Here is a 12,592-nt window from a genome sequence, read left to right as displayed (position 1 = left end):
ATATCGCCTAATTCCCTGATTGACAGCGGGTCTCAAGTATGGTAAATTTAAAAAACAAATACGATAAAAGGGGGTTGACTATTGAGTATCGGAGAACGGTTGAAAGAAGCGCGCAAAGCAAAAGGATTTTCTCAGGATAAACTGGCTGAAGCAATAGGCACCTCACGTACGGTTATCACAGATATTGAACGCGACAAAACAGAACATCCGAGGGTCTCTTATGTCGATACGATCTGTAAAACACTGGAAATTAGCAAAGAGTGGCTGCTCCGTGATGAGGGGCCGATGGCCTATCCACTCCCCGAGTGGAATGCTAATGAGATTTTAACACAGATTCATGAAATTTTGGTTGATCTCCGCCCTGAGGAACAAATCTATGTGCTGGACATGATAAAAACTTATGAAAAGCACCGGATTGCCCTTGATAAAGAGACTTAAATTCTGTCCTCTCCCCAAAAGGGGAGTTTTTTTATTTTCTTACTGCCGAGTAAAGCAAATGGGGCATGTCCATTTCATAATAGTGCTTGACGATTTTGCCTTTCAACGTCATTCCGTTACGTTTTGCGACGGCCTGTGAGGCGATGTTTGTATCTCGGATAATGGAATAGACCTCGTCGATGTCTAAAACCTCAAAAGCATACTGCTTGCAGACTGTGGCTGCCTCGGTCGCATAACCCTTATGCCAGAAATCTTTCTTAAACAGATAGCCAATCTCTAAAACACTGTTTTCCCCCACACACTGCCAGGTCAGGCCACACTGCCCGATCATTTCTCCGGTTTCTTTGAGCAGTACGGCCCATAAGCCAAAACCATCTTCACGGTAACGTCTTTTTTGATTTTCCAGCCACCGTCTTGCTTCCTCATCCTCAAAAGCATGCTCATAGGCAGTCATAACAACAGGATCCTGAAGCATCTGACAGAGGTCTTCAAAATCACCATCGTTCATTTCTCTGAGTGATAATCGTTCTGTTTCTAAAATCATATTCATTCCATCTCCTCGTTCAATAAAACCATGTGGATATGGTCCTCCCACACACCATTAATCTTTAAGTATTTAGAGGATAAGCCCTCATTCCTAAAATTAAGCTTTTCAACTACCCGCAGAGACGCCCTGTTTCTAGGAATAATATTGGCCTCAATTCGGTGAAGCCCCAGCGGTCCAAAGGCTGTTTCAATCCCTTTCCTCAGCGCTTCTGTCATAAGCCCTCTGCCCTGCCTTTTTTCATCCAACCGGTAACCGAGAAAGCATGAACAAAATGGTCCCATAACGATATTGTTAAAAGAAATATTACCAATAACCTCGCTTTCATCTTCTGGCATCAGCCAATATCTTAAACCTTGCCCTTGCAAAAATTTTTTTTCATCCTGTTCCAAGGCTTTTTTCTGACAGGCTTCTGTAAAAAACTCTGAGTCGTGCGCTGCATCCCAGGCTTTCAAAAAATCTGCGTTTCGTATAAAATAGTTGGCTACCAGTCCCGAAAGTACTGCCTCTGAACGTCTAAGCACCAGTCGATCCGTAAAAAGTATTTTCTCAATCATACACTATCCTCCAATCTCATAAATAGGGCCTTTAATATTACCACCTTTTCTGGAAAAAGAAAAGCCTTTTTACCTTCTATACTTCGGTTAAATCTTATGCACTGTGGTATAATCATTAAAAGACATCAAGGAGGAAACAGAATGCCAAACGCAAATAAAATGTATCCGCGAAAGGGCGATACAAACAGTATTTATCTCAAAAACGCCATAACAACTCCCGCAATTGAAGTCGGGGACTTTACCGTTTATAACGACTTTGTCAATGATCCCCGCAATTTTGAAAAGAACAATGTTCTTTATCACTATCCCATCAACCATGACCGCTTAATTATCGGAAAATATGGGTCGATTGCCTGTGGGGCCAAGTTTATTATGAACGGTGCCAACCACGCGATGGACTCGTTATCCACCTTTGTTTTCCCTCTCTTTTCCGACGACTGGTACACGCCGCTTCAAATGCAGGATGGCTGGGAAAACAAAGGCGACACTGTTGTCGGAAGTGACGTATGGATCGGCTATGAGGCCATTATTCTTCCCGGTGTCCATATTGGACATGGCGCCATTGTAGGCTCCAGAGCTGTAGTCGCAAAAGATGTCGAACCTTTCACCATTGTCGGCGGTATTGCAGCTAAAGCGATAAAAAAACGTTTTGATGAAAAAACAATTGATAAACTGCTTAAAATAAGCTGGTGGGACTGGCCTGCTGAGAAGGTACAGAGACACCTGACAGACATTACATCTGGAAATATTGACGCCCTTATGAAGAATGCTTAAATTATAACGATTGGCTTGACAATAAAAAAACATGATGGTATTATTTTTACATACCAACCGAATGTATCTAAAAAGGAAGTAGCTATGGCTAGAAACAAACATCCCGAGGTAACAATTAACCGTATTCTGGACACCTCCTGGGAATTATTTATGGAAAAAGGCTATGAAGCCACCACGATTCAAGATATCGTCAATGCGCTCGGAAACCTGAGCAAAGGCGCAATCTACCACCATTTTAAAAGTAAAGAAGAAATTCTCGACGCTGTGACTGACAGATTTTACAAGGAACAGGGTCTTTCGGATGTAATGACTCAAAACCCGACAAATAAAACTGGGTTGGAACGCCTGCAGCAGTGTATGATTATATCGCTGGAAAGCCCCTTTAATCACGCTGTCTATCATATGGTCCCAGACCTGTTAAAAAACGCGCGGATGCTTGTCATGCAGGTTAAAACCTCAATGGAGGACACCGCTCCAGCCATTCAAGTCTTAATTGAACAGGGGGTCGCGGACGGCTCGATTCATACCCAATATCCGAAAGAACTGGCAGAAACCCTGATTCTGCTGTCGAATCTCTGGATTACGCCTGCGCTGTTTACTAAAACGCGGGATGAGTTTTATGAAAAAATCAAATTTCTTGATGCTCTTCTTTCTTCTCAGGGATTGAATCTTATCAATGAAGCTGTTAAAAAGGCCATCGATGTATTTGCCGATGCCGTTTACTCAGAAAAGTAAATTCAAACATCACCGCATACCCAGTGCCCGGTTAATGCATTGGGTATGCGGTATTGATACTGCTCCTTAAGGAGCATCATTTTTTAGTTTTTTACATACCATCGGTCGGTATTAAAATTCTTTTGGAGGTTCTTACTTTGAATAGCAACTCAAAACTTTTTAACCGGGATTTTACCCTGGTCGTTATCGGGCAGATTATTTCACTGTTCGGGAACGCGATTTTACGTTTTGCCCTGCCGCTTTACCTGCTTAACCTTACGGGTTCTTCGGCTGTTTTTGGCTCGATCATGGCCATATCAATGATCCCGATGGCCCTGCTGTCCCCTATCGGCGGTATTATTGCAGACCGTGTGAACCGCCGGAATATTATGGTCGTTTTGGATTTTATCACCTCGGGAATTGTCATTGTCTTCGGACTTGTTTTTGTCCCTGATCAGGCGGTGGTTCTAATTGGTATTATGATGGTGTTACTGTCCATTATTCAGTCCTTTTACAGCCCCTCGGTTCAGTCCAGCATCCCTATGCTTTCCTCACCTGAAAACCTTATGAAATCCAACGCTGTCGTCAATCAGGTACAGTCCCTCTCCTCACTTCTGGGACCTGTTTTCGGCGGTATGCTCTATGGTTTTTTTGGCCTTACCCCCATTATCTTTATCGGCGGGATCAGCTTCTTCCTTTCCGCAGTCATGGAAATTTTTATTCATATGCCCTATAAAAAACGGCCGGCTGAGAGCTCTGTTTTTTCTATTGTCAAAGGCGATATGCGAGACAGTCTTGACTTTATTCTGCATCGACAGCCCGTTATTTTTAAAGCCCTGCTTGTCGTCTGTGCCTTTAACCTTTTTATCACCTCCATGTTTATTATTGGGATGCCTACAGTCATCACTATCAACCTTGCCCTTTCCAGCCAGCTTTACGGTATCGCCCAAGGGATCATGATGGCCGGAGCGCTGCTTGGCGGCATTCTTGTCAGCCTTCTTTCAAACAAGCTCACCCAGGATAAAGCACACCTCATTCTGGCTGGTTCTGCTCTCTGTGTTCTTCCAATGGGCCTGGTGCTTCTGCTCGGATTGCCGTCAATGATCAGCTACGCGGTCATCACCTTTTTTGGAATGTCGCTGATGGCCCTGGCCTCTATTTTTACTGTTATGATGATGTCTTATGTGCAGATCATTACACCGGAAAGCCTAATCGGAAAGGTGATGTCTTTTATTATGGCAATTTCGGTCTGTTCACAGCCCATCGGACAAGCCCTGTATGGTTTTCTGTTTAAAATATTTGGCAGTACTCCCTGGACAGTCATTTTTGGCACTGGTCTTATTGCCATTGCCATCACTCTGGCTTCGCGCAAAATTTTTCAAAGCATTGAACTGATTCCAGCAGAGGAACATTAGAACATTAAAAAGAGATGGTGTGGCAAAACGACACATCATCTCTTTTACTCTTTGTTAATCTAAATAAGCGTTCCCTTAAGCACAACGACCGCCGTACCACCAACCCGGATGCGCGGTTCTTCCTCTTTCTCATCAAAAATTGTTTTAATCACCGAAGGCTTTCCCATAGCCTCGCCCTGAATAAAATGATTGATCTCACCGGGCTTTATAATGCTATGCTGCCTGAGGTACCAGGTCAGCGCGCCATTGGAGGTGCCTGTGGCGGATTCCTCATCAATCCCACAGGCTGGCGCAAAGTTACGACAGCGGGCAGTGATTTCCTGATCCTCTTCCAGACAGAAAAGATGAATCCCTGTCACATCATAAACAGCAGATAATCGAGAAACCTCCCGAGCGTTTAATACCGCTGTTTCCAAAGCCCTTTGGTTTTTTACCGGCAGCATAATATCACTGAGGCCTGTGTTTATTATCTGGGGCGCCATCGCTTCTGCTTCGTCAGATTTGTCAAGCGCCAGAGAAGCATAAAGAACGATGCTTTCTTCCCGCTCAAAGGTTTTAATGGTTTTTGGCGCAGCCATTTCCATCCAAATATCTTTACCGGATACTTCGATCTCAAGGGAGCCGGCCATTGTCTCAGCCCTGTAGCTTCCAGCTTTTATGACGCCCTCCTCACGCAAAACAGTAAAGGCCGCAATCGTTGCGTGCCCACAGAGCTCAACCTCCTGCACTGGTGTAAAATACCTCAGATTAAAGGCTTCTCTTTCCAGTTTCTTTACAAAGGCTGTTTCAGAATAACGCAGCTCTGCGGCCAGCAGACGCATAAAATCCGGATTCGGGAAATCCTCTCCGTTTTCAAGAAGAACGACCCCCGCCTGATTACCAAAGAAACGCTTTTCTGTAAATGAATCAACAATGTATATTTTCATTTTTCAACTCCTTACCATCCCCCATAAAGCATTATCAGAAACTCCCGGAACGGCGCCCACATTCCTGTAAATTCCTGCTTGATGGCTGATATCATCCTCTCACTGTCAATGACTGTGCCGCTGCCGCTGATCTGCCGCTCAACAATCCGCACTCCTCTGGCGATGTCGCCACAGGCAATATGCCCTCTTGCATAACCGCCCACTGCTATATGGGAAGCGATGGCACAGCCGCCGCTGGCAAACATCCCTACCGCCAGTCCGCCGAGCGCAAAGACTCCCAGAGCAACGCCGCCGATTGCGATGCCCCCTGCGGCCATGCCGCCACAGGCGAGCACCAGCCCAAGAGCTAACCCTCCTATCGCCAGCAGACCAAAACTCAACGCCCCAAAAGAAAAGAGTCCCAATGAAATCAAACCAATGGAGATAAGTCCTGTCGCAATGTTTCCAACGGCGATAATGCCTTTTGCCTTGAAATGCGTCTTGAAACGTCCGCCGCGCCATCCAACATTTATGTGAACCAGGGGAATACCGCCAATATGACGCCGGCTTTTGTATTCATAGTGCCGACTCCAAGGGACTTCCACAACTTTTATAGTCTCCTCTTTCTCAGAATCGCGCGGCGCCTCACCCTTTATGAGCTCATCTAAAGAAACCTCGAAAATTTCACTTAAAAGAACAAGATTATTGATATCCGGATTGGATAATCCCGATTCCCATTTAGAAACGGCCTGTCTGGAAACACCCATACGCTCTGCGAGCGTTTCCTGGGAAAACCCCTTTTGCTTTCTAAGCTGAAGCAGCCTTTCTTGAAATGCCATTTTTTCCACCTCCGTCTCCTATTTTAGCAAAGGCATGGTTTATCGTGCCACCACCCCTTCTTTACATTTTGTCAACCAGCAGTTGCATTCTTTATTTTCAGCCTGTTTCCAGACATTTTATCATTTAACGCGCCCGGAGACAACCGCTGTGACTCTGATATAAAAAGAACCTGTACAGGACATTTCGCCTGCACAGGTTTCCAGTACGCTCAAAGCAGCTCGCCATAGCGGCGGACAAAAATTTTTTTCAGCATTGTAACCAGGGCCATATACAACAGCACTGTAACAATAAGGAACGGAAAATACATTCCCGGAATCGGCACCATGTCCAGAGCCACGCCAATAAAGGTAAAGGGAAGAATTGTACCAACAGCAATCCCCAGGGTGGTTAATCCTGTCAGCTGCCAGGAAGCATGACTTCCGATAAAAGGCAGCTTTGGCGAACGAATCATATGAATGACCAGTGTTTGAGTCCAGAGGGACTCTACAAACCACCCAGCATGGAACAGCGCAATAAAACCTATCTGAGCTGTTTGGCCAAGGGTATGGAAGGCACCGCCGAAAACCATAGGGCAAATGTAGAAGAACAGGAACAAATAGGTGGTAATATCGAACACAGAGCTGGCAGGCCCCATCCACAGCATAAATTTGACAATGGAGGAGGCGTCCCATTTTCTTGGCATTTTCAAATATTCCGGATCGACATTGTCCCACGGGATAGCCGTGCAGGAAATGTCATAAATCAGGTTGAGCACTAAAAGCTGCATGGGCAGCATTGGCAACATTGGCAGAAAAATGCTGGCCGCCAAAACAGAAAACATATTGCCAAAATTTGAGCTCGCGGTCATTTTAATATATTTAATGATGTTGGCATAGGTTTTACGGCCCTCTACCACACCTTCTTCCAGCACCATCAGATCTTTTTCCAGCAGAATAATATCCGCGGATTCTCTTGCGATATCCACAGCCGTATCGACCGAAATCCCTACATCAGCGGCTTTCATGGCACCGGCGTCATTGATCCCATCACCCAGAAACCCAGTGGTGTGCCCATTATTTTTTAAGGCCTCCACAATCCGCACCTTTTGCAGCGGTGAGAGCTTTGCAAAGATATCGGTCCTTTCCACAGCTTTTTTCAGGGCGTTATCCTCCATTTTTTCAATGTCTGAGCCTAACAGTATCTCCCGGGCCGGCATACCGACCTGGCGGCAGATTGCTTTTGTCACTACTTCATTGTCACCTGTCAGCACTTTAACACCCACACCATATTCTTTAAGAACCTTCAGGGCCGCTTCGGTGCTTTCTTTTGGCGGATCGAGAAAAGCCAGGTAGCCAATCAGCACCATGTCGGATTCATCCGCGACCGAGAACACCCCCACCGGTGCCGGATTTGTCTTTTGCGCTACACCCAAAACCCGCATACCAGCGTCATTATAACGCCGTACCTGCTCGAGGATTTCATTCCAGACCTCCTCGGTGATGGGCTCTACCTTTCCCTTATACTCCGCATAGCTGCACACACTCAGCATTTCCTCAATGGCACCTTTTGTGATCATCTGGGTCTTGCCGGTGCCGTCTGCTACAACCACACTCATACGGCGGCGGTTGAAATCAAATGGGATTTCATCCACTTTCCGGTATTCTTCTTTTAAAACAGCTGCAGTTCCCAGATCCACATGATTGATGACGGCCTGATCCATTAAATTTTTAAGTCCTGTCTGGTGCCAGCTGTTCAGAAAAGCGTGGCGCATGACACGGTCGTCCTCATTACCATGAATATCCAGCGGGTATTCAAGAACCACCTTATCCTGCGTGAGGGTCCCCGTTTTATCGGTACATAAAACATCCATGGCGCCAAAATTCTGAATCGCACTCAGATTTTTGACAATGACCTTTTTCTTTGACATGGCCACAGCGCTTTTCGCGAGATTTGCCGAGACGATCATCGGCAGCATCTCTGGTGTCAGCCCGACAGCGACTGAGATCGCGAATAAGAAGGCTTCAGGCCAGTCTCCTTTTGTCAGTCCATTGGCTAAAAATACCAGAGGTACCATGACCAGCATAAAGCGGATCAAAACCCATGAAACAGAATTGACCCCTTTATCAAAACTTGTATCCTGACGCTTTGGACTCAGCTGGCTGGCAAGAGAACCAAAAATAGTATCATCGCCCACTGCCAGTACTAAAGCTTTTGCAGACCCGCTGACGACATTCGTACCCATAAAAGCCAGATTATTGCAGGACAGCGGATCGTTCTCCGCATTTTCCACCGGGTTTCCATACTTTTCGACCGCTTCGCTTTCTCCTGTCAGGGAGGACTGGCTGATAAAAAGATCGCGCGCGTTCAGGATTCTCACATCGGCCGGAACCATATCCCCAGCCGCCAGATAGATAATATCCCCCACCACAATTTCATCCAGGGGGATCTCTGCTTTTCCGGCCGGACTCCTGTCGACTGCGGCGGTTGTTTCAACCATTTCGCCAAGCCGTTCGGCTGCCCGGTCTGATTTCTGTTCCTGAAAAAAACGCAGTGATCCGCTGATCAGCACCATGACTCCAACAATCATCACAAACACAGGATCTTTTTCTTCCGGGGCTGCCAGCATGACATCTGTCACAAATGAGACCAGTGCCAGCACAATCAGAATAACCGTAAAGGGATTGACAAAAGCCTCAAAAATCCGCTTCAGGACAGAATCATTCTGATGGCGGCTCAGTTTATTTTCGCCAAAGGCCTCACGCATTTCAGCGGCCTTTTCTTCATTGTAGCTTCCGGCACCATAAGCCTTTACAAGAGCGTTTTGCTCTGTAACGGCGGCCTCCAGCAATCTGTCTTTTACATTATTTAAAATCATTTTCATTGTCTTAACCTCCTGAATTTTTGTTTATCAGTTCTGTTAAGACACAAGCCTCAGTAAAGGCAGCTGCCGGAGGTGGAAAAACAGACCCATTTCTTTTGTCTGCACGGTTCCTCCACTGCTTCCTCTGCCCTTCCGGGACCTATGCCTTTCTCTCGTCCAATGTCCATTTCTCTCACCTGCCTTTTCAACTTTATACTTATTTTGTTGCAATAAAAAACCTCTGCCAAAGCCCAAGCAATGACAGAGGACAACATATCAAAAAAATCGTCTCTTATCCGTTCACCGTTCAAGCTTTAGCTTCACAGGGCGGTGAAATTACATTAGTCAATGCCTTGTTTTCGACATAAACTGTTGACCCTCTTGTAGTGTCTCCACTAGTTTGCGGCAGTAATCCATATCCCTGTGGTAGCCTCACCTACCGAAATATTTATTTCAGTGCTATTTTACTTTCTCTGTTTCAATTTGTCAAGCTTTTGCTGATTTCTTAAGTTTATCAACAGAAACATCCTTCCCTCCTCCCTATTATTTTATTTAAGCGTGCTTTGTGTCAAATTGGGTATAATCAAATCATCTTATGCAAGGAGGTTTTCCTATGAAACAACATACCCCAAAATCAGCTAAAGTACCAGATACATATAAAAAGCCTGACGACCAGTCCTTAAAAGAGACACTATCACCCGAAGCCTATGAGGTGACACAAAACAGCATGACGGAACACGCCTTTACCGGTGAATACTGGGACCAGTTTGAACCTGGAATTTATGTGGACATCACCACTGGTGAACCTCTCTTTTCCTCATCTGATAAATTCGACGCCGGATGTGGCTGGCCTTCTTTTTCGAAACCCATTGATCCGGATACGATCCGTGAGCACAAAGATACCAGCTACGGCATGGTCCGGACAGAGGTACGCAGCCGGACGGGCGACGCACACCTTGGTCATGTCTTTGATGACGGACCCACTGCCCTTGGCGGTGAACGCTACTGCATCAACAGTGCCGCGCTCCGGTTTATCCCAAAGGATCAAATGGAGGCGGAGGGCTACGGCTGGCTTCTTCCTGTTTTATCATAATTTCAGACTATAATTCTTCTCTCAGTTGTTTTATTCTTTACTCAAAAGGGTATTTATAAAGCAAGCTAAGGAGTTGATTAAATGTCTTCAGTTAATTTAGAAATTTTAAAGATAGATCCTTATTTGGAATCCTATAAGTCTGCAATCGAATGGCGAAATAAACGGTTTAATATGAAAAAAAAGGCTCTTTTGAAAAATAAAAAGAGCCTTTCTGATTTTGCAGACGGTGACCTTTACTTCGGCTTTCACCGAAAAAAAGATGGTTGGGTATACCGTGAGTGGGCTCCGAACGCCAAATCTGTTTTTCTCATTGGTGATTTTAACGGATGGAATAGAGCCACTACCCCTTTAAAGCCTTTGGGCAGCGGCAGATGGGAAGTCTTTCTCCCAGGAAAAAAAGCGCTGGCACATGGCTCACGGGTTAAAGTACATATTAATACCAAGGAACAGTCCTTTGACCGGATTCCGCTCTATTGTAAGCGTGTAATACAAAATAAAGACACCTTTGCCTTTGACGGGCAGATCTGGAATCCCGAACAGCCCTACAAATGGCATGATAAGGCCTTTCACCCCGATCAATCCGTGCCGCCGCTCATCTATGAAGCTCACATCGGCATTGCCGGAGAGGCTCCGGAGGTCTCAACCTTCAGCGAGTTTACACAAAACATGCTGCCACACATTGCCGGACTTGGCTACAACGCTGTCCAGCTTATGGCTGTTATGGAGCACCCTTATTACGCCTCCTTTGGCTATCAGGTTTCTAATTTCTTTGCGGTTTCCTCCCGCTTTGGTACTCCCGAGGACTTAAAGGTACTCATTGACACAGCGCACCGCCTGGGTATCGCGGTTATCCTCGATTTAGTACACTCCCACGCCTCACGCAATGTTCTGGACGGTATTGGAGCATTTGACGGAACAGAGTATCAGTTTTTTCATGCCGGCCCGGAGGGTGATCATCCTGCCTGGGGTTCAAAGGTTTTTAATTACGATAAGCCCGAGGTTCTCCATTTTCTCTTGTCCAATATAAAATTCTGGCTGGACGAATACCATTTTGACGGCTTCCGTTTTGACGGTGTTACCTCTATGCTGTACCATAACCATGGCCTGGGCGTAAACTTTAATTCATACGATCAGTACTTTTCATCCAATACGGATATGTCCGGCCTTACCTATCTCCAGATGGCTTCTGCCCTTGCAAAGGAAATAAAGCCGGATTGTTTCCTTATCGCTGAAGATATGAGCGGACTTCCCGGCATGGCGCTTCCCGTCTCTCAGGGCGGGCTTGGCTTTGACTACCGGCTGGGCATGGGCCTCCCCGATTTCTGGATTCATACATTAAGGGATTTAAGAGACGAGGACTGGGATTTAAACGCACTCTGGCATGAGCTTACACAGCGCCGGCCAGGTGAAAAGGTCATTGGCTATGCCGAATCCCACGATCAGGCCATTGTCGGTGACAAAACCATCATGTTCTGGCTGGCCGACCAGGACATGTACAGTGATATGAATGTTTTTAACCAGAACCCTGTTATTGAACGCGCCATGTCTTTGCATAAAATGATCCGGCTGATCACCTGTACCTGCGCCGGCGAGGGCTATATGAACTTTATGGGTAACGAGTTTGGTCATCCCGAATGGATTGATCTCCCGCGTGAGGATAACGGCTGGAGCTACCAGTATGCCCGCCGGCAGTGGCATCTGGCAGAGGACACAAACCTTCGATACCGCTATTTGCAGGATTTTGACAAAGCCATGATCCATTTTGTCAAGGAGACAAAGCTGCTTGAATATCCGTCTGAACTTCTGCTCATTGACACCTGGGCAAAACTGCTGCTCTATTCAAAGGGACCTTATCTCTTCGCCTTTAATTTCCATCCCACAAGAGATTTCAGCGGCTTCATCCCACTTCCTGACAACAACGGCTATCAGCCCATTCTCAACACAGAATCCCGCCATTTTGGCGGCTGGATGGACACAGAGCCTGACCCCATTGACGCTAAGGCAGACTGCCCCGGTCAGCTTACCACCCTGTATATTCCAAAACGCTCAGCCGCCGTATACGCCCCGGCACGTTAAAAAAGAAAAGGCGGATATTACAATGCGTAATCCGCCCTTTCTTGTATTTTGGCCCCGCACATGTTATAGTTGCAGGAGAGAATACGGCGTTACGCCGCATCATCTCCTTATTGTGAAAGGAGCGCTTTTATGGAAACTCTTAGTTTATCTTCCAATGAGAAAAACATGTTCAAGGAAAAAATCATCGCTGCGATTGATCCTAAGCTTTCGTTAATGCAGGAAGGCGTGGACTTTATTCTGTACCCCGGCATGCAGAAAGAGGGTTATGCCCTGATGCTGGAGGAAGACGGTGGCTGTGACTCTCTCAGCGCTTTGCAAAAAGGCACTGAACAGCTTATCGCTGCTGGCACCATCGTCCTTACCCCATATGGCATACTCGAATACCTCTAAATAACCA

General features: G+C 46.1%; 11 protein-coding genes, 1 pseudogene and 1 riboswitch. Of the genes and pseudogenes, 7 read left to right on the top strand and 5 right to left on the bottom strand.

The features are described from left to right. Window positions 1–81: 81 nt before the first annotated feature. Window positions 82–438: a helix-turn-helix domain-containing protein gene (locus tag B2M23_RS09500; RefSeq protein ID WP_038352719.1), complete on the top strand. Its 357-nt coding sequence runs from the start codon at window positions 82–84 to the stop codon at window positions 436–438. 31 nt (window positions 439–469) lie between these two features. Here the strand turns inward: B2M23_RS09500 and B2M23_RS09495 are convergent, their stop codons facing one another. Continuing rightward, window positions 470–982, bottom strand: coding sequence for a GNAT family N-acetyltransferase (locus B2M23_RS09495; protein ID WP_038353111.1), 513 nt, complete (start codon window positions 980–982; stop codon window positions 470–472). Between the two features lie 2 nt (window positions 983–984). Further along, a complete protein-coding gene (locus B2M23_RS09490) occupies window positions 985–1,539 on the bottom strand; it encodes a GNAT family N-acetyltransferase (protein WP_052237298.1) in 555 nt (184 codons plus the stop codon). Window positions 1,540–1,680: 141 nt separating this feature from the next. Between B2M23_RS09490 and B2M23_RS09485 the strand changes: the two genes are divergently transcribed. The 3 genes from B2M23_RS09485 (at window position 1,681) to B2M23_RS09475 (ending at window position 4,442) form a co-directional block, all read left to right on the top strand. Further along, entirely contained in the window at window positions 1,681–2,313 is a 633-nt protein-coding gene (locus tag B2M23_RS09485) for a CatB-related O-acetyltransferase (protein WP_038352720.1), read from the top strand. Between the two features lie 84 nt (window positions 2,314–2,397). Further along, the gene (locus B2M23_RS09480; protein WP_038352721.1) at window positions 2,398–3,048 is read left to right on the top strand and encodes a TetR/AcrR family transcriptional regulator; all 651 of its coding nucleotides are present in this window, start codon (window positions 2,398–2,400) and stop codon (window positions 3,046–3,048) included. A gap of 137 nt (window positions 3,049–3,185) precedes the next feature. After that, window positions 3,186–4,442, top strand: coding sequence for an MFS transporter (locus B2M23_RS09475; RefSeq protein ID WP_038352722.1), 1,257 nt, complete (start codon window positions 3,186–3,188; stop codon window positions 4,440–4,442). Between the two features lie 59 nt (window positions 4,443–4,501). On the opposite strand, the gene B2M23_RS09470 is transcribed toward B2M23_RS09475, so the two are convergent. The 3 genes from B2M23_RS09470 to mgtA form a co-directional block, all read right to left on the bottom strand. Continuing rightward, window positions 4,502–5,368 carry a PhzF family phenazine biosynthesis protein gene (locus tag B2M23_RS09470; protein ID WP_038352723.1) on the bottom strand — a complete coding sequence of 289 codons (867 nt, stop codon included), beginning with the start codon at window positions 5,366–5,368 and terminating at the stop codon, window positions 4,502–4,504. 11 nt (window positions 5,369–5,379) lie between these two features. Beyond that, a complete protein-coding gene (locus B2M23_RS09465) occupies window positions 5,380–6,186 on the bottom strand; it encodes a helix-turn-helix domain-containing protein (RefSeq protein WP_038353113.1) in 807 nt (268 codons plus the stop codon). Between the two features lie 209 nt (window positions 6,187–6,395). Then, the gene (gene mgtA, locus B2M23_RS09460) at window positions 6,396–9,047 is read right to left on the bottom strand and encodes a magnesium-translocating P-type ATPase (protein WP_038352724.1); all 2,652 of its coding nucleotides are present in this window, start codon (window positions 9,045–9,047) and stop codon (window positions 6,396–6,398) included. Between the two features lie 271 nt (window positions 9,048–9,318). Then, window positions 9,319–9,477, bottom strand: a riboswitch (M-box (ykoK) riboswitch). A 195-nt stretch (window positions 9,478–9,672) separates the two neighbouring features. Here mgtA and msrB point away from each other — a divergent pair. From msrB to B2M23_RS09440, 3 genes and pseudogenes are all read left to right on the top strand, one after another. Next, window positions 9,673–10,119: pseudogene (msrB, locus tag B2M23_RS09450) on the top strand (peptide-methionine (R)-S-oxide reductase MsrB); the annotation flags it as partial. A gap of 81 nt (window positions 10,120–10,200) precedes the next feature. Then, window positions 10,201–12,195 (top strand): alpha-amylase family glycosyl hydrolase, encoded by a 1,995-nt coding sequence (locus B2M23_RS09445; RefSeq protein WP_038352727.1) that lies wholly within the window; start codon window positions 10,201–10,203, stop codon window positions 12,193–12,195. A 129-nt stretch (window positions 12,196–12,324) separates the two neighbouring features. Beyond that, window positions 12,325–12,585, top strand: a complete 261-nt coding sequence (locus B2M23_RS09440; RefSeq protein ID WP_038352728.1) for a hypothetical protein — start codon at window positions 12,325–12,327, stop codon at window positions 12,583–12,585. The last annotated feature ends 7 nt before the right edge of the window (window positions 12,586–12,592 follow it).

It is taken from the genome of Eubacterium limosum, from assembly GCF_000807675.2.
Classification (GTDB): Bacteria; Bacillota; Clostridia; order Eubacteriales; family Eubacteriaceae; genus Eubacterium; species Eubacterium limosum.
The sequence above is the reverse complement of the archived record's forward strand: the minus strand, read 5'-3'. Positions and strand labels throughout refer to the sequence as shown.